Origin of the sequence: Pseudomonas sp. SJZ079, from assembly GCF_007993865.1 — a bacterium.
Taxonomy (GTDB): domain Bacteria; phylum Pseudomonadota; class Gammaproteobacteria; order Pseudomonadales; family Pseudomonadaceae; genus Aquipseudomonas.
Map to the genome: position 1 here is coordinate 138,399 of NZ_VIUH01000010.1, position 17,851 is coordinate 156,249.

General features: G+C 62.2%; 12 protein-coding genes and 2 pseudogenes. 7 read left to right on the plus strand and 7 right to left on the minus strand.

Annotated features, from left to right (window positions below):
- Nucleotides 1–321: 321 nt before the first annotated feature.
- Nucleotides 322–924 (plus strand): annotated as a pseudogene (locus FBY03_RS23475) (type IV pili methyl-accepting chemotaxis transducer N-terminal domain-containing protein); the annotation flags it as partial.
- Between the two features lie 342 nt (nucleotides 925–1,266).
- Nucleotides 1,267–1,782: pseudogene (locus FBY03_RS23480) on the plus strand (methyl-accepting chemotaxis protein); the annotation flags it as partial.
- A 46-nt stretch (nucleotides 1,783–1,828) separates the two neighbouring features.
- On the opposite strand, the gene FBY03_RS11650 reads toward FBY03_RS23480, so the two are convergent.
- Nucleotides 1,829–2,374 carry a PadR family transcriptional regulator gene (locus FBY03_RS11650; protein ID WP_147172491.1) on the minus strand — a complete coding sequence of 182 codons (546 nt, stop codon included), beginning with the start codon at nucleotides 2,372–2,374 and terminating at the stop codon, nucleotides 1,829–1,831.
- Nucleotides 2,375–2,492: 118 nt separating this feature from the next.
- On the opposite strand from FBY03_RS11650, the gene FBY03_RS11655 reads away from it, so the two are divergent.
- Nucleotides 2,493–4,142: an NAD(P)/FAD-dependent oxidoreductase gene (locus FBY03_RS11655; RefSeq protein WP_147172492.1), complete on the plus strand. Its 1,650-nt coding sequence runs from the start codon at nucleotides 2,493–2,495 to the stop codon at nucleotides 4,140–4,142.
- A 65-nt stretch (nucleotides 4,143–4,207) separates the two neighbouring features.
- Here FBY03_RS11655 and FBY03_RS11660 read toward each other — a convergent pair whose 3' ends face one another.
- The 5 genes from FBY03_RS11660 to FBY03_RS11680 form a co-directional block, all read right to left on the minus strand.
- Entirely contained in the window at nucleotides 4,208–5,281 is a 1,074-nt protein-coding gene (locus tag FBY03_RS11660) for a lipocalin-like domain-containing protein (protein ID WP_178090644.1), read from the minus strand.
- On the minus strand, nucleotides 5,271–7,742 hold the full coding sequence (locus FBY03_RS11665; RefSeq protein ID WP_147172494.1) for an FtsX-like permease family protein: 2,472 nt from the start codon (nucleotides 7,740–7,742) through the stop codon (nucleotides 5,271–5,273). Before FBY03_RS11665 ends, FBY03_RS11660 begins: the two co-directional genes overlap by 11 nt.
- The gene (locus FBY03_RS11670) at nucleotides 7,742–8,407 is read right to left on the minus strand and encodes an ABC transporter ATP-binding protein (RefSeq protein WP_147172495.1); all 666 of its coding nucleotides are present in this window, start codon (nucleotides 8,405–8,407) and stop codon (nucleotides 7,742–7,744) included. Before FBY03_RS11670 ends, FBY03_RS11665 begins: the two co-directional genes overlap by 1 nt.
- A gap of 302 nt (nucleotides 8,408–8,709) precedes the next feature.
- Complete coding sequence (locus FBY03_RS11675; protein WP_147172496.1) at nucleotides 8,710–10,323, minus strand: FMN-binding glutamate synthase family protein; 1,614 nt, start codon at nucleotides 10,321–10,323, stop codon at nucleotides 8,710–8,712.
- Nucleotides 10,324–10,495: 172 nt separating this feature from the next.
- On the minus strand, nucleotides 10,496–13,105 hold the full coding sequence (locus FBY03_RS11680; RefSeq protein ID WP_178090646.1) for a CHASE domain-containing protein: 2,610 nt from the start codon (nucleotides 13,103–13,105) through the stop codon (nucleotides 10,496–10,498).
- A 634-nt stretch (nucleotides 13,106–13,739) separates the two neighbouring features.
- Here FBY03_RS11680 and FBY03_RS11685 point away from each other — a divergent pair.
- The 4 genes from FBY03_RS11685 to FBY03_RS11700 all read left to right on the plus strand — a co-directional run bounded on the left by FBY03_RS11685 (nucleotide 13,740) and on the right by FBY03_RS11700 (nucleotide 17,439).
- A complete protein-coding gene (locus tag FBY03_RS11685; RefSeq protein ID WP_147172498.1) occupies nucleotides 13,740–14,861 on the plus strand; it encodes a beta-ketoacyl-ACP synthase III in 1,122 nt (373 codons plus the stop codon).
- A complete protein-coding gene (locus tag FBY03_RS11690) occupies nucleotides 14,861–15,472 on the plus strand; it encodes an RNA polymerase sigma factor (protein WP_147172499.1) in 612 nt (203 codons plus the stop codon). The genes FBY03_RS11685 and FBY03_RS11690 overlap by 1 nt, the downstream gene beginning before the upstream one ends.
- Complete coding sequence (locus FBY03_RS11695; protein ID WP_147172500.1) at nucleotides 15,466–15,699, plus strand: zf-HC2 domain-containing protein; 234 nt, start codon at nucleotides 15,466–15,468, stop codon at nucleotides 15,697–15,699. Before FBY03_RS11690 ends, FBY03_RS11695 begins: the two co-directional genes overlap by 7 nt.
- A 441-nt stretch (nucleotides 15,700–16,140) precedes the next feature.
- Nucleotides 16,141–17,439, plus strand: a complete 1,299-nt coding sequence (locus FBY03_RS11700) for an OprO/OprP family phosphate-selective porin (protein WP_147172501.1) — start codon at nucleotides 16,141–16,143, stop codon at nucleotides 17,437–17,439.
- Between the two features lie 131 nt (nucleotides 17,440–17,570).
- Here the strand turns inward: FBY03_RS11700 and FBY03_RS23270 are convergent, their stop codons facing one another.
- The gene (locus FBY03_RS23270; protein WP_256677918.1) at nucleotides 17,571–17,705 is read right to left on the minus strand and encodes a hypothetical protein; all 135 of its coding nucleotides are present in this window, start codon (nucleotides 17,703–17,705) and stop codon (nucleotides 17,571–17,573) included.
- Nucleotides 17,706–17,851 lie beyond the last annotated feature (146 nt).

Sequence of the window (17,851 nt, forward strand, 5' to 3'; positions counted from 1 at the left end):
CGCTGATTCAATTCGGCCGGCCGGATGGTCCTTTGGTCGTGTTGGCAACCCGATATCCATGGATTAAGTTCGACGTTTGCAACTGCAGACGAAAGGTTCTGCTGTCAATTTTTGTTGGCACATTAGGTGCTTAAACAATAGGTCGGATATATCCCTTCTCCTGCCTCCGTAACAACAAAGGATGAGCCCATGTCCGTGACCTTGCTGTTCGATCGCCTGCTCCGCTCGGTGGGGCTGCGCACACTCAACCAGCAGTTTCTCTTTTCCTATGCGCTGATGTTCCTGTTGGCGGTTAGCGCATCGGTGGCGCTCTACTTGAGCATGTCGGTCTCACCGGAGACCATCAATGTGGCCGGCGCCCAGCGCATGCTTAGCCAGAAGATGACCAAGGAGGCGCTGTTGCTGCGTGAGGGCGTGATTCCCAAGGCGACCCTGGAGGCCACCATCGCGCAGTTTGAGCAGGCGCATCAGGACCTGCTTAACGGCAACCCCGCGCGCAATGTCACGGCGATTGAGAGCGGCGGGGCGATAGCGGCCCAAGTACGCCTGGTCGGGCAGCTCTGGCAGGCCTTTCGCGGGCAACTGGAGGGGGTGGCACAGGGCGGGCAGCAGGTTGACTCGCAAGAACTGGAGAGCGCTTCGCTCAATCTGCTGCGCGAGATGAACAAGGCTGTAGGGTTGATGGCCAGCGATGTGGAACGCTCTCAGCGCACCTTGATGTGGCTGGCTTTCGTTTGCGTGATGGGCATTCTGCTGTTGGTGGTACTGGGTCGGCAGTTCGGCCTGCGCCCATTGATGGGTAGCCTGCGCGAAGTCGAGACGGCACTGACTCGGGTGGGCGATGGCGACTTCACTCATGCCCTGCACAACCACCCTCAGGACAATGAAATCGGCCGTATTGTGGCGGGCTACAACCGGATGCAGGAGCAGGTGCGCAGCTTGCTCGGGCAGGTGAAGGCAACCGGCTTGAATACCCGTGAGCATGCCGACAAGGTCGTCGCGACCGCCCAGGCCGCAGGGGAAGGTGTGCGCCAGCAGCATGAGAACCTGGATCAGGTGGCCACGGCGATGAACGAAATGAGCGCGACGGTGGCGGAAGTCGCCCGGCATGCCGCCCAGGCCGCGGAGTCTGCACGTAACGCCGACAGCTGTACCAAGGCCGGCCAGCGGGCGGTGCAACGCACCGCCGAGTTGATTACCAGCCTGTCCGCGCAGATGGAGCACAGCTCCTCGCAAATGACCGTGCTGCGCACTGAAACCGAAGGCGTGGGCAAGGTGTTGGAGGTGATCACCGGGATCGCCGAACAGACCAATCTGCTCGCCCTCAACGCGGCCATCGAGGCTGCCCGTGCGGGCGAGGCCGGCCGCGGCTTCGCCGTGGTGGCGGATGAGGTACGTACCCTGGCCAGCCGCACGCAGCAATCCACCGGGGAAATCCAGACGATTATTCAGCGCCTGCGCGATGGCGCCCAGCAGGCGGTGGTGGCGCTGCAGGACAGTGCCAAGCTGGTGCATGACAACCTCAGCCACATCAAGGAAACGACCGAGGTGCTGGACAGCATCGTCGGTGCCGTGGATAGCATCAACGGCCTGAATGCACAGATAGCCACTGCTGCCGAAGAGCAGAGTCAGGTGGCGCACGACATCGACCAACGCGTCACTGAGATATCCGGCCTGGCCGAGCGCAGCCGTGACGATTCACAGAGTGTGATGCACGCCAGCGGGCAGATTCAGGGGGAGGTTCAGCAACTGAACAGCTACTTGGACCGTTTCCGCACCTGAGCATGCCGCGCGTGATCTCAGGCTCTTGCGGTCCGCAGCTCAATCGCTAGCTAAGGGTACGCGCCGCCAGTTCAGGTTCTACCTCGTCGGCCCAGGCCAGCCAGGCCTGTTCGCCGATGATGCCGCGGCGCAAGGTCAGGTAGGGCAGGCGATGTTGGGCCTGTTGCGCTGGCGGGAGGGCCAGGTAGCGCCGCTCTATCTCCAGCAGGCTGTCGAGCGTGGCCCTATGGGTGGCGCGATGGCGGGCCATTTCTTCGCGCAGGTTGTCAGGCTCCGTCAGGGCGCCGGCGAAGAGCTTGACCAGCAGGGCATCGTTAATCTTGTTCGGCGGCGCTGGTTCGGCCAGCCAGCGTTTGAGCTCGGCGCGTCCGGTCGCGCTGATGCTGTAGACCTTCTTGTCTGGCTTGTCGGCCTGCGGCTGTTCGGCACATTGCAGCCAGCCCGAGTCGTTCAGGCGACGCAGCTCCTGATAGACCTGCTGGTGCTTGGCGTTCCAGAAGTAGCCGAGCGACTGCTTGAAGTGGCGGACGATGTCGTAACCGCTGGCCGGTTCGGTGGCCAGCAGGGTGAGGATGGCGTGGCGTAGAGACATGCTGAGTCCGTGGTAGAAGGCTGCGACCATTCTAAATGGATATGCAAAAAGTTGCATTTCTCGCGCGACTGGCTTATTTATGCAAATACTTGCATAACAAAAACACGCCGGAGTCCCCATGAAACGCACAGGCAGCCGTTTTCGTCCGCACAAAGCCCTTAGCCATTACGACGTGATCGTCATCGGCTCAGGCATAGGCGGTCTGTGCAACGCCGCGTTACTGGCCAAGGCTGGCAAGAAAGTCTGTGTGCTGGAGCAGCACTACACCGCCGGCGGTTACACCCACGTCTACGAGCGGGGCGGCTATGAGTGGGATGTGGGGGTGCACTACATCGGCGAGGTGCACAAACCTTGGTCGATGATTCGCCGGGTGTTCGATGTGATCAGCGATGGCCAGCTGCAATGGGCGCCGATGGATGAACACTACGACCATATCGTCATCGGGGATCAACCCTTCCGCTATATGGCCGGGCGCGATGCCTTCACGGCCGAGGTGAAGAAGCACTTTCCCGAGGACGGCGCGGCCATCGACCGTTATGTCGAGCTGATCGCCGAGGTCAGTCAGAAAATTCCGCGCTTCTTCGCCGGTCAAGCGCTGCCACGCAGCGTGGGCGTGCTGTACAACAAGCTGCGCCAGCATTTGTTCCCGGCGTATTTCTTCAAGAGCACCCGCGAAGTGCTGGAGGGCCTGACCAGCAACCAGCAGCTGATCGGCGTGCTCACCGCACAGTGGGGCGACTATGGCCTGCCGCCGGCGCAAGCCGCGTTCATGATGCACGCCATGGTGGCCAAGCATTACATCACCGGCGGCAACTACCCGGTGGGCGGCTCGGTGCGCATCGCCGAAACCATTATTCCGGTGATCGAGGCGGCGGGCGGCCATGTCTTTACCTACGCCGGCGTCGAGCAGGTGCTGGTCAAGGACAACCGTGCCTATGGCGTGCGCCTGGTCAAGGATGGCCATGAGATAACCGCCGACGCGGTAGTCAGTTGCGCCGGTCTGCTGCCGACCTACCAGCGCCTGCTGCCCAAGGAGGTGGTCGAGCAGCATGGTCTGCTCGAGCACCTCAAGCAGGTCGAACCCTCGGCCTCGCATGTGTGCCTCTACGCGGGTTTCAAGGGCGATGCCGCCAGCCTGGGTCTGCCGAAGACCAACTTCTGGTTGTACCCGGAGTTCGACCACGACTTGAGCGTCAAACGCTTCATGGATTCGCCGGGGCTGGAGTTCCCGATGATCTACATCTCCTTTCCCTCGGCCAAGGACCCGGACTGGAACCGCCGCTACCCCGGCAAAAGCACGGTGGAGATCGTCGCGCCAAGCTTCCCGCAGTGGTTCGAACGGTGGAAGGGCAGCACCTGGAACAAGCGCGGCGAAGACTACCAAGCCTTCAAGCAGGAGATCACCACGGTGCTGCTGGCGGCGCTGTACCAGCATCAGCCGCAGTTGCGTGAGGCGCTGGACTACTGCGAACTGTCTACGCCGTTGTCCACCGAGTGGTTCCAGTGGAACCAGGCCGGCGAAATCTATGGCATCGAGCACAGCGTCGAGCGTTTCCAGCAGCACTGGATTCACCCGCAGACACCGATCAAGAACTTCTACCTGACCGGCTCCGACGTGGTCACCGCCGGGGTTGGCGGGGCGCTGATGGGCGGGGTGCTGACCACTGCGCGCATGCTTGGCTGGCGCGCCTACAAGGTCAAGCAGATGATTGCGGACGTCTACTCGGCGGAACCGGACGCTAGCGTCGTGGCCAGTCCCGTCAGCTGATTCAGTTCTGCCGGCTGCACCTGGGCAGGCGGCGGCTGTCAGTTAGGCGGGGCTCAGGTGGATATTCAATAGCCGGTCATTTCCAGGTAGCCACGGCCTGGGTGGCTGCCGCTCAGGCGAACCGGTCCCTCCCAGTAGGGAAAAGGTGTGCTCATCCAGGCCTGGGTGTCGATGGCCTGCACCTCCAGGGACAGCTGGTACGCCGGTACTTCCACCCGCCACTGGGTCGGTACTTTGCGCCCAGTTTGCTGGCTGCTCCAGTGCAGTGGCGTCAGGCGGATCTGCTCAGCGGACAGCGCCCGAGTCTGGCCGTCGGCGGCGATCCAGGTGCCGGCCCGGTAAGGTTCACCCTCGGCCTGTCTGACTTGGAACAGCATCAGCTTGGCGCCGTCTTCCAGGTGCAGGGAAAACCAGTCCCAGCCCTGCTGTTGCGCTGCCAACGGCTGACTGCTCCACTCACGGTCGAGCCAGGCTTGACCGCTGACCCTATAGCGCTGGCCATCGCGTTCGACTTCGCCGCTGACCCGGTAGAACGGCTGGCTGTAGTAATACGAGGCCTGGCCCTGGCCGGACTTCTCGCTGTAGCCCTGTTTGCCGTGCAGCACCAACGGCCCCTCGCTGTCGAGTTGCAGGCGGTAGGCGAAGCCCTCGCCACGCGCCTGCATCTGCAGCTGTTCGAGGCCTGAGCCGGCCGTGCTGCGCAGCGACCAGTCATCGATCCAGGCGTGAAACGGCTGTGCGGTTACGCCGGCTTGGCCGACACCGCCGCGTCCCAGGCTTTCCGCAACCTGATGACCGAAGGGACCGCTCAGCGCGGCGTGGCCCATCCACAGGTTGGGGCTGTCCCAGCCGCTTTTTTCGGCCCCGGGGCGCAGGGCCGAGCGGAACAGGGTCCACTGTGCGCCCCAGTCGCGGCCCTGCTCATCGGTCAGGTTGGCGGTGACGTACCACCACTCGATGCGATAGCCGGAATGGGCGCCATGGTCGGCGGGAAATTGCAGCGCGCGTTGGGGCGTTACGGCCAGGAAGGCGTCGCTGGCCTGACCCAGGCCGGCAAAGCCCTGGGGTGTTGGTGTGGTCTCCTCGCAGGCGCCGAGCAGTAGCGTCAGGCTTAGCAGCCAGCAGGCTTTAGCGTTCATCGGCAAATTGCCTCAACAGGTCGGCAGGTGACTGGCGTGCCAGTTGCCAGAGTGGCCCGGCTGCGGCGAGCAGGCTGGTGAGCAGGCCGAGCAGGGCCAGTTGCAACAGTTGTACGGGAAATACATGCAGCGGCAGGCGCCAGCCGAAGGCCTGCACATTGACCACCGCCACCAGGCACCAGGCCAGCAACAGGCCCAGCGGCATGGCCAATAGCACCGTCAGGCTGGAGAGCATCAGCGTCTGCGCCAGGCTCAGCCAGGCCAGACGTGGGCGACTCAGGCCGAGGGCCCAGAGTGGCGCCAGCTGACTCAGGCGACTCTGGCCGAGGGTCAGCAGGCTGATGAACAGGGCCACGCCCGCCACACCGAGGGTCAGGCTGTTGAGCGCGGCAGTGGCGGCGAAGGTGCGTTCGAATATCTGCGTCGACCAGCTCTTCAGGCCTTGTTGGTCGATCAGTCGCGCGCCCTCCAGGACGAAGCGTTGTTCCAGGGCGCTCTTCAGGCTTGCAACTCGTTCAGGAGCCAGGCGCAGACTGATGTTGCTGATCCCGGCTTGCGGCCAATGTCGGCGCAGCCAGTCGACGTTGACCAGCATATGGCCCTTGGGGTTGCCATAGTCGGCGTACAGCGCCACCAGCGGTAGCTGCACTAGGCCCGTCTCGCTCGGCAGTTGCACGGTGTCGCCCAATTCAAGGCGCAGATGGCGGGCCAGTTGTTCGCTGAGCATCACCCCCTGGCCCGCCGCCAGCTTGTCCCAGGCGTCTGCTTGGGCTTCCAGCAAGGGCCAGTGTTGCCGGTAGGTGGGGTGGTCGACGATGCCCTGCAACTGCGCTGGCCGACCCTGTAGCCGCAGCTCGACGCGCCGTTGCGGAAGGATTGCCTCGACCCCCGGCTGATCCTCGAGCCAGCCGATCAGGGCGTTGGCTTGGGCGCCGTCGCGAGGCGCCAGGTACAGCTCGGCGGCCAGGCGCTGATCGAGCCAGCCGCTGAAGGTCCGGCGAAAACCTTCGGTCATGCTGCCGACCCCGACGCTGGCGGCCAGGGCCAGCAGCAGGGCCATCAAGGCCAGTGACAGGGCGGGCAATTGCTGACGGCTGTCGGCGACGAACCACTCGCTCAGCGGCCCTCGGCACAGGCGCGCGAGCAGTGCCAAGCTGCCGTCGAGCAGGGCGGGCAGGAGCAACGCAGCCGCCAGCAGCAGGCTCGCGAGTAAAGCGAAGCCGGCCAGCAGGCTGTCGCCATAGCGCCAGGCGGCGACGGCCACTAGCAACAAGGTGCAGGCGACCAGGGCCTGGCGCTTGAGCCAGATCCCCTGGGCCAAACGCCAGGCTTGCGGCTGCGCCAGCGCCAACAAGGGCAGGCGGGCCGCGCGCAGCAGGCTGCTGGCGCCGGCCAGTAAGGCGCCGAGCAGGCTGATGGCCAGGCCGGTCAGCCACCAGAGGGGTGACAGGCTGAGCTGTCCGGCCACTTCCGCGCCGTACAGCCCGCGCAGGCTGGCGGCGACATCCGGCAGCAGCAGGCTGGCCAGCAGGTAGCCGCTGGCGACCCCGGCCAAGCCACCGAGCAGGGCCAGCAAGCCGAGTTCCAGTCCCAGTGCACCAAGCAGCGTGACCATGCTGACGCCGCAGGCGCGCAGGGTGCGCAGCAGTCCACGTCGCTGCTCCAGGGCCAGGCCGATGGCGGCATGCACGATGAACAGGCCGACGATGAAGGCCAGCAGGCCCAGCGCAGTAAGGTTGAGGTGGAAGCTGTCGGTAAGGCGCTGCAGGTCGTCGCGGTCCGCCGCTGGCTGTAGCTGCAGGCTGTCGCGCAGCGTGGGCGGCAGCGCCGGCACGCTGAAACCGGCAGGCAGCAGCAGGCGCGACAGCTGACCGGGTGCGTGCAGCAGTGTTTGCGCACGGCCGATGTCCACCACTATCACCCCGGGCGCCAGCTGTGCCTGCAGCTGCAAGGGTGGCAGGCGCTGGCCGTCCAGCGTGAGCGCGGTGTCGCCGCCCTGCAGACCCAGGCGCTGCAAGGTATCCGGGGCAATCCAGGCTTGCCCTGGCGCGCCGAGAAAGCTCGCCAGGTCGAGCCGCTCGCTGGGCTGCCCGGCTACCTGCAACCCGGCGGGCAGGCTCAAGGGTTCGATACCCAGTAACTGCACACTGATCGGCGGCTCGCCGGCGAAGCGCAGGCGTCCTTCGAGCAGCGGCGACACCGGCCAACCGGCGCGGCGCAGGCCGATGTAGGCCGACTGGGCGATACGTTCCCCACGCATCGGGACGAGCTGGGCCTGCGCTGGGCCGGTGAGCACCGCACTGGCCCGCGCGTAATCGCTGCGCGCCTGGCTGTTGAGCGCCTGCACGCCGGTCCACAGGGTAGTGGCCAGCCACAGGCCGACCAGGATGCTGAAGAACTGCAGCGGATGGCGGCGCCAATGGCTGAGCAGTGCCAGCAGGCTGATGCGCAGCTTGCTCATCAGCCTTCCAGAGCCTGCACCCGCCCCTGGTGCAGGTACAAGCGATGGGCCAGGCGGGCCGCCAGCCGGGCGCTGTGGGTGACCATCAACAGGCTGCTGCCAGCCTCGCGCACCAACTCCAGGAACAACGCCAGCACGACTTCGCTGCTGGCCTCATCCAGGCTGCCAGTGGGTTCGTCGGCGAGTACCAGCTGCGGTCGCGCGGCCAGGGCACGGCCAATGGCCAGGCGTTGCTGCTGGCCGCCGGAGAGCTGCTCGGGATAGCGCTGGAGCAGGGGCGAAAGCCCCAAGCGCTCGCTCAGATGGCTCTGCCACTGCGCATCTTGACGCCCGGCCAGGCGTGCCTGAAAGGCCAGGTTGGCGGCGACATTGAGACTGCTGATCAGGTTGTACTGCTGGAACACCAGGCCGATGCCTTCGCGGCGCCAACGCGCCAGCTCGGCTTCGCTGCGTCCATTCAGCGGCTGCCCATGGATCAGGATACGCCCGCTATCGACCCGCTCCAGACCGGCGATCAGGTGCAGCAGGGTGCTCTTGCCGCTGCCGGACTCGCCCATCAGGGCCAGGCTGGTGCCAGCGGCCAACTGCAACTGTACGCCGCGCAGGACCGGCAAGCGGCCCTGAGCGGTGGCGAATGATTTATGCAGGTCTTCGACGATCAACATGCGCAGGCTTCACTCCTAGCTGCCAGTGTGACGTATCAGAAGTATCCATCGGAGTCGTAGGTCGAGTGAGACGCGTGCGCGATGGCCCGCTCCAGTAGCCGAACTTGGCGCGACGGAACCCAGCATGGTTGGCGTGAGTGCCGACGCCTTGCTGGGTTACGCGGCGCTCGGCAACCTGTGTCGTCTGCGCTCCGAGGGTATGCGCCGCTAAGCCAGCCTACAAGGCTGCTGCGCTTCCCGGCTTTTCACTCTATCCGCGAATCGCTGTATCGCTTCAGGGCTGGCAGGCCTTTCGGGGCTCATCACGCTTGCGCCGCATCGAAGCTGTCGGTGCGCGCCATCTGCCACATGCGCTGATAGAACTCACCGGTAGCCTGTTGCGCGTCCAGCAATTCACCCGGCTTGAGGAACACGTGCTGCTGGGAGAACAGCTTGATCTCGCTGGCCGACATGCGCCGCACCAGATGTTTGGCATCGAGCTGCGCCGGATGCTCGAGGCCGGCCGCGGCGAGCATCTCCGCCAGCGCCTTGAGCGTGTTGCGGTGGAAGTTGAACACCCGTTGGGCCTTGTCCTCGGGCACCAGGGCGCGTTGGCGCAGTGGGTCCTGAGTGGCGACGCCGGTCGGGCATTTGTTGGTGTGACAGCTGCGACTCTGGATGCAGCCGATGGCGAACATGAAGCCGCGCGCCGAGTTGGCCCAGTCGGCGCCTATGGCCAGTACACAGGCGATGTCGAAGGCGCTGACGATCTTGCCGCTGGCCCCGAGCTTGATCTGTTCGCGCAGGCCGCAACCGACCAGGGTGTTGTGCACGAACAGCAGGCCTTCGCGCATGGGCACGCCAATATGGTCGGTGAATTCCAGCGGCGCGGCGCCGGTGCCGCCTTCCTTACCGTCGACTACGATGAAGTCCGGCAGGATACCGGTCTCCAGCATGGCCTTGGCGATGCCCATGAACTCCCAGGGGTGACCGAGGCACAGCTTGAAACCGACCGGCTTGCCGCCGGACAGTTCGCGTAGCTGGGCGATGAACTGCAACAGCTCGATGGGGGTGGAGAAGGCGCTGTGCCGTGATGGCGAGATACAGTCTTCGCCCATCGGTACGCCGCGGGTCGCGGAGATTTCCGCGGTGACCTTGTGCTTTGGCAGAATGCCACCGTGACCGGGTTTGGCGCCCTGGCTCAGCTTGATTTCAATCATCCGTACCTGTGGTGTGCAGGCCTGTTCGGCGAAACGCTGCGGGTCGAATCGACCCAAGCTGGTGCGGCAACCGAAGTAACCGCTGCCCAACTCCCAGATCAAGTCGCCGCCATGCTCGCGGTGGTAGACGCTGATGCTGCCCTCGCCGGTGTCATGGGCGAAGTGGCCGAGCTTCGCGCCCTTGTTCAGGGCGCGGATGGCGTTGGCACTCAGTGAACCGAAACTCATCGCCGATATATTCAACAGCGAGGCCGAGTAGGGCTGGCTGCACTGCGCTCCACCGATGTTCACCCGGAAGCTGTTGGGGTCGCTCAGCGGTGCCGGGCGCATGGAATGGCCGATGAACTCGAAGCCGTTCTGATAGACGTCCAGCAGGGTGCCGAAGGGTTTGTCGGCACCTTCATTCTTGGCTCGGGCATAGACCAGGGTGCGCTGCGCACGGGAGAACGGTAGTCGGTCGCCGTCGGCTTCCAGCAGGTACTGGCGAATCTCCGGGCGGATGCCTTCGACCAGGTAGCGGATGTTGCCAAGGATAGGGTAATTGCGCCGCACCGCCTGACGCGTCTGCAGCAGGTCGCCGATGCCGATCAGGCTCAGCACGGCGCTGATTAGGGTCAAGGGCCACAGCCACTCATGCTGTAGAAACGCCAGGCTAATCAGGGTGAAGAGCACACAGAAAACGAAGAAAGCGTAACGGCTGAGTAGCGACAAGGTCATGCGGGCTCCAATGGCAAGGCCGGGCGAGAGGTCAATGTAGACGGCCGAGCGGGCGTTCGTCGACCGCTGCGTTGGCGACCGCATCGTCGAGCCTGGCCAGCGACTGTTCACTTATCGCCGGGGCCGGCCATCGAGCCTATTCACCTCAGACAGTACACGGAAAGAGGCAGGTTCAGGTCTCGCTCAGCGGTAGGGTGAAATAGAAGGTGCTGCCTTCGCCCAGCACGCTGCTGTAGCCAATTTGGCCGTTCATCCGCTCCACCAGATTCTTACAGATACTCAGGCCGAGCCCGGTGCCGCCTTTACGGCGACTGTCCGAGCCATCGGCCTGAGCGAATTTCTGGAAGATGCGTTCGCGGAACTCCTCGGCGATGCCGGGACCGTGGTCGTGTACCTGGACTCTGACGTCACGCTCGATGATTTCGGCGGATATCTGCACCTTGTTCCGGGGCTCGGAGAATTTCACGGCATTGGATATCAGGTTGCTCAACACCTGCTGCAGACGCTGGCTGTCGATTGCCACCGGCACCTGCGCCGGCAGTGCATGGTCGTCCAGGCTGAGATGCACCTCGAAGCTGTCGGCGTAGCCCTGGTTGTGTAGCAGCGCTTCATGCAACAGGGGGCGCAGGTCGGTGCGGCTAAGCTGGATGCGGGTTTGACCGAATTCGAGTTTCTCGATATCGAGAATGTCGTTGACCAGGCTGACCAGGCGTTCCGAATTGCTTTGCGCGATGCTGAGCAGTTTTCGCACCTGTTCCGGTAATTCGCCCACCGCTCCCGCCGCCAGCAAGCCTAGCGAACCCTTGATCGAGGTGAGCGGAGTGCGTAACTCATGGCTGACGGTGGAAATGAACTCACTCTTCAGGCGTTCGATCTGCTTGCGCGCGCCGATATCACGGGCCATGCAGATATAGCGCTGACGTCCTGGCAGTTCATAGCGGCTCAGGTTGATTTCAAGCTCCAACTGCTGGGCCGCGGCATTGGTCGCAGTGACTTCCAGCGGCTTGCCAAGCATGTCATCCAAGGTATTCCCCGAGCGCCGGTACAGCGCTGGGATCAGGCCGCCGATCTGCCGCCCGAGCAGCGCAATGGAGGCATAGCCGAACAGGTGGCTGCTGGCTGGGTTGGCGCGTTCGATCAGGCCTTGTTCATCGAATATGAGAATGCCTTCGGCGGCATTTTCCAGGATGGCACTCAGTTCCAGGGTGTGTTGCTTGACCTGATGGCGAATCTGATCGGCGCGACCGGTGACGGTCAGCAGATAGCCACCGAGCAGGCTGCATAACAACAGGCCGCCTGCCAGCACCGCCCAAGGCTGCAGGCCATGGTTGCGCTGTAGAAAGGCTTCGGTTGGCGCGATCGACAGCTGCAGCATGCGTCCGGCCACCTGAAACGACTCCTGCCAGACCAACCCTGCCGCATAGGGCGGCAGGGCAGTGCTGGCTTGGCCATACAGGGGTTGCGGCGTGGCGTCGGTGATGTCGAGCAACTGTAACTGGAAGCTGTCCGCCGGATAGGCCTGGAGTGCGTTTTCAATAAGGTCGGCAATCCGGATGACCGCCACCGCATAGCCGCGTAAGTCGCGTTTGCGCTCCTCGACACTGAGGGGCAAATCACTCTTGTAGACCGGGTACAGCAAGAGCACGCCGGGTTGCGGCGCCTCGTTGTCCTGGATCAGGGTGATCGGTGCAGTCATCACCGCCTTGGCGCTATCACGCGCTTTTTTCAAGGCTTGTCGCCTGTGTCGCTTGGATTGCACGTCGAAGCCCAGGGCCTTGGCGTTTGCCGCAAAGGGCTCGACAAAGGTTACCGGTGTATAGGTCTCTCGCTGTCCGGCGAGAACCAGTTCGCCAGCGTCGTTGTATTCGCGGATGCGGAACCCGGGAAAGCCTTCGGCGACCATCTGCGCCTCAAAACGCGTGCGCTGGTCTGCGCTGATCAATGGGTCCCAACTGACAGCGGTGATGCCTGGATAGGTGCTCGGCAGATTAGCCACGAAACGGGCGAAATCTTCCCGGGACACTCGACTCGACGCTGAAAATAAGCGCTCTATGGACTGTGCCGCCTTGCTGTAAAGCTCGAAGCGGAACCTCAGGGTAGTGGTCATCATCTTGGTCTGCTCGTGAAAGCGCAGACGCAGATTGTGTTGCTCGGCCTCGCTGGCACGGATGAAAATCAGCACCATAATAGTGCAGCTGATCAGCAGCGGCAGGCCCACGCTGCCAGCGCGGCTGCGCCAGAGGGCACGAGGCTGGGCGAAGAGGATGAACATCAGCGGGGTGGCGATCAGCACGCCAATGCTGTCGCCGACCCACCAGGTCCACCAGCTGAAGGGGAATTGCGCAGCCGTGATGACTTGACTCAGGTAGAGCACGCCAGCGCCGCCACTGGCGCTGATCAGGCAAGCCAGTGGCCCACCAATAAAGAGCAGAAGGAAAATGCTTCGCTCATCGGTGAGCGAAGTGGGGAAACCGACGAAACGACGAATCAGCCAGCTGCCAATCAGGCTCTGCAGTGAGGTGCCGAGCGCGATACCCATGGCGATCGAGAGGCCTTTGAGGCTCAGTTGCTCGAGGCTGATAAAACCGATGCTGAGGTTCAGCAAGGTCGAACCGAGAAACACCCCGGCGAGCATCGGGTAACCCCAGATAAGTACGGCGGCCAGGGCGATCCCCACTGGTGGAAAGATGGCACTGGCGAACCCTGGCGGAATCGCCAGCATCAGTGCCAGGTGACCTGCTCCGGCATAGGCCAGAGCGAGCAACAGTATTTTCGCGGGCATTGGCACTGCGGCAAGGGGTGCAGTCTGCATTGCTGGAGGGCTCCGTTGAACGGGTTGTCCAACTCTTGTGGCGTTTATTGCAGAGTCAGGCTCCGCGCTCATTCAAGCAGGGCAGCATTAATCGGAGGCAGCACACGGGCGCCAGCGGGTGAACTATACGTTTATGCTGGCAATGCAAAACTGGCGAGGGAGGGGTAGGCTTCTTGTCCGTGGGTGCGTCACTGCATGGCTTGAAAGCTAGCGGAAGATAACTCGCACCACAAGTCAGTCAAGTGCAGAACGGGCGGCTTAGCGTCAGATATTCAATTTTATCCAGGCCTGCCACTTTCGAGGGATCGCGCTTCTGCACCGCGGCCTATTGTCCGCGTGCAACTTATATAGTGAAACGGCAATTGTAGTGGAACGGCAATGCCGTATCAGGCTGCAGCCGACTAACAGACTGGGCCCCGCGAGCGCTTGACTGACATGCGGACGAACCTTGGCAGGTTGTGGCACACTCTGCGCTTTGGAACGAGTGTGCTATTGCTCGGCGATAACGCCCTGTTAGTACTCATAAAACTCTGTCTGTGGCCCGCCGGCCAGGGGCTTATGCATAAATGGCCGCGACGCGCGGCATATAACGAGAGGAATGACCGTGCACAACGTCGTGATCAGTGGTACCGGCTTGTACACGCCGGCGAATAGCATTTCCAACGACGAGCTGGTGGAGTCCTTCAACGCTTACGTACAGCAGTTCAATGCGGACAATGCCGCGGCGATCGCCAGTGGTGAGGTCGAGGCATTGACCGAATCGAGCAGCGCCTTTATCGAGCGGGCCTCGGGCATCAAGAGCCGCTTTGTCGTCGATAAGGACGGCATCCTCGACCCTAAGCGCATGACGCCACGCATCGCCGAGCGTAGTAACGAGCAGTGGGGCATCCTCTGTGAAATGGCCATTGCTGCCGCCGAACAGGCCCTGGCTCGTGCCGGTAAAACCGCGGCAGATATCGACGGTGTGATAGTCGCCTGCTCCAACCTGCAGCGCGCCTACCCGGCGGTGGCCATCGAAGTGCAGGCGGCCCTGGGCATTCAGGGCTTCGGCTACGACATGAACGTGGCCTGTTCTTCGGCCACCTTCGGCATCCAGGCGGCGAGCAACAGCGTGCAGCTCGGTCAGGCGCGGGCGGTTCTGATGGTCAACCCGGAAGTCTGTACCGGTCACTTGAACTTCCGCGACCGCGACAGCCACTTCATCTTTGGCGATGCTTGCACGGCGGTGATCATCGAACGTGCCGATCTGGCCACCTCCAAGCATCAGTTCGACATCGTTGGCACCAAGCTGCTGACCCAATTCTCCAATAACATTCGCAACAATTTTGGCTTCCTCAATCGTGCGGCAGAAGAGGGCATAGGCGCGCGCGATAAGCTGTTCGTCCAGGAAGGCCGCAAGGTGTTCAAGGAAGTCTGCCCCATGGTTGCCGAGCTGATCGCCGTGCACCTTCAGGAACACCAGCTCAATGTCAGCGACGTGAAGCGCTTCTGGCTACACCAGGCCAACCTCAACATGAACCTGCTGATCGCCCGCAAGTTGCTCGGTCGCGATGCCGAGCCGCATGAAGCGCCGGTGATTCTCGACAGCTACGCCAACACCAGTTCGGCCGGCTCGGTGATTGCCCTGCACAAGCATCAGGACGACCTGCCGAGCGGCGCCCTTGGCGTACTCAGCTCCTTCGGGGCGGGTTATTCGATCGGCAGTGTGATTCTGCGCAAGCACTGATGGACTATCCCGACGACAGCGCACTGCTCACCCGTCTGCTGGCGGGCGAGCAGAAGGCCTTCCGCGAGCTGGTCGGCACTTACCAGAGCGCGATGCGCGCGGTGGCCTTTGCCATCGTCGGTAGCCGCAACGCCGATGAGGTGGTGCAGGATGCCTGGTTGGCCGTGGTGCGTAACCTGGACAGTTTCCAGGGCCGCTCCAGCCTGAAAACCTGGCTGTTGACCATCACCGCCAACACCGCCAAGACCCGCCTGAAGCATAACCGCCGTGAAGTGCTGCTGGACGACCTGCCGGGACCGCACGGCTCGCTGGGCGATGAACGTTTCTCGGCAGACGGTCACTGGTTGCTGGCTCCTCACGCCTGGCATCAGGACACGCCAGAAGCCTTGCTCACCGAGGGCGAGTTGCGCGAGTGCCTGGAGAAAACCTTGAGCAGCCTTTCCGAACTGCAAGGCAGTGTGTTGCTGTTGCGCGAGCGCCAAGGTTTGGAATTAGATGAAATTTGTAATCTTTTGCAGGTCTCGCTCTCCAATGTTCGGGTGTTGTTACACCGCGCACGCCTGAAGGTGTTCGCTACCCTGGAGCACTTTGAGGAGACCGGCCAATGTTGAGTTGTAAAGAGCTGGTAGCGCAGTCCAGCGATTATCTGGATGTCCAGCTGAGCCTGCGTCAGCGTTTGGCCGTGCGTACCCATCTGGCCATGTGCCGCAATTGCCGGCGCTTTATCCGCCAGATGCGCCTGAGTCAGTTGGTTTTGCGCAGACTGCCGCAAGGGCAGAATGCCGAACTGGATGTTTTGGCCCAGCGCTTGGCCGAACTACGGCGTCAATCCTCCTGAGGGAGCTGCGCTGAGTGATTTCTCGCGCTGTTTAGATAATCCAAACGCCCTAAAAGCGCCACTGAAGTGATTTTGACTGCCATCAATCCGGATGGCAGGGGCTGAGGTTCCAGGACATGCTGCGGCGACCAGTCATAACGGGCTATGGCGAGGAGCGGCAGAGCAGTATCGGGGCCTCAGACGCCGAAACTAACGAACTGAACCTGCCACACAGACCACCAAGTGTGACGCCGTTGCAACACGCCCGGAGGCCTGCTGAGTCATGTCTGAGTGAAAGCCTTGCCTTGCCTTATAGGTAATCGAAGTAAAAAGTTCCTTTGTAATCAAACTTTTATATATCAGCAACTGAGCTGAAATATCCCGCCGCCAAGCTTCCCCCAGCACAAACGAGCGCAAAAGCTCGGGTGTTTTCAACACTAAAGTCCAATAGGGGAATTCTCGATGATCCGTAAGCACTTCGCCGGTTTCGCAACCAGCGCCCTGGCTCTGGCCGTTTCCGCCCAGGCTTTCGCCGGCACCGTCAGCACTGATGGCGCCGATATCGTGATCAACACCAAGAGTGGTTTGGAAGTTGCGACTACCGACAAGGAGTTCAGCTTCAAGCTAGGCGGCAAGATTCAGTGGGATGCGACGAACTTCGATGGCTTGCAAGCGGCCAGTCAGAAGAAACCCTTTGACGACACCTTCAATACCCGCATCCGCCGCGGTGAGCTCTCGGTTGAGGGCGTCGCCTACAAAGACTGGGGCTACGGTGTGCGCCTCAGCTATGACGATGCCGACAAGACTGACGTTGACCGCTCCTTCATCAGTTACTCAGGTTTGGGTTTTGCGACTGTGACTGTTGGCCAGTTTGGGGTCGATTACGGTTTGGAAAACACCACCAGTTCTTCCTGGATCACCGGCATGGAACGTCCTTTCATGTACGACATGCTGAACGGCGACGAGGACGTCAAGTTCGGTGTCAATGTCATGCACACCGGCGAAACCTACGGCCTGATGGCACAGGTCGGTCACTATGACAAAATTGAAACCGACGGCAACGACGAGCTGTTCGGCTATACCCTGCGTGCTAACTGGGCCCCCTATCTGAGTGGCACCGACGTGGTGCACCTGGGTGCCAACTTCCACAGCAGCAACCCGGATGACGGCAGCGCCAAAGCCAAGACTCGCCTGGGTATCCGTAGCGACAAGGATGACAGCCTGACCTTCGCTTCGGTCAGCAAGGCTGACTCCGATACCGAGTGGGTATTGGAATCCGGCGCTCAGTTCGGCGCTTTCCGGGCTCAGGCCGAATATTTCCAGCGCACCATCTCCGGCGAAACTGCTGGTGGCGCTTCGGCTGACGCCGATCTGAGCGGCTACTACGGCCAAGTCTCCTATATGTTCAACGGCGTGCGTAAGTACAAGCCGGGCGTAGGCAAGTGGGACAAACCGACTGAAGCGGGCGCCGTTGAAATCTTCGCCCGTTACGAAAGCAACACCATCGACGCGGACGCCGGTGCCATCCCCGCTCAGCTGAACAGCAACGTGGCCGGGATCGTCGCGGCTGACGTCAATGACGAGTTCCAGGCCGATGCCTTCGTGGTCGGTGTCAACTACTTCCCGACTGCCGCTGTGCGCATGAGCCTGAACTACGTCGACTACCAAGTGGACAACATCAACACCATCGCGCAGATCGGCGGTAAGGATGTGCAGGACGACGGCAAAGCCATCATGGGTCGTCTGCAGTACGTGTTCTAAACACTCGGCTATACAGCTTGCTCCTTTGCAGCCTCGCCTCGTGCGGGGCTTTTTTGTGCGTCCTGTATGAGTTCTCTAAATGGATGCCCGCCGGTGGAGTGCTGAGAGGGGCGCGATGAGTGCCATCCCCGTCAATACAGAATGTCCAAGTCGCGCTTGACCACCGGGCTGATCGGGGCAGTGGTGGCCTTGCCCAGCAGACCGCTGCCATACAGGTGCTCGGCTAGCGTCTTGGCGAACGAGCACTGGGCTTGATCGGTAAACAACCCGAGAAGGGCCGAATTGCTGGCAACAACACAGAGTTTTCTCGCGAGGTTCTAGTGTTCTGTCCCGCTAATACGCGAACAAAGTCGATGCAACTTTTCGAGGATTGAATCGGCGGTGGCGGTCCACCGGAAAGGTTTGCAGTTTT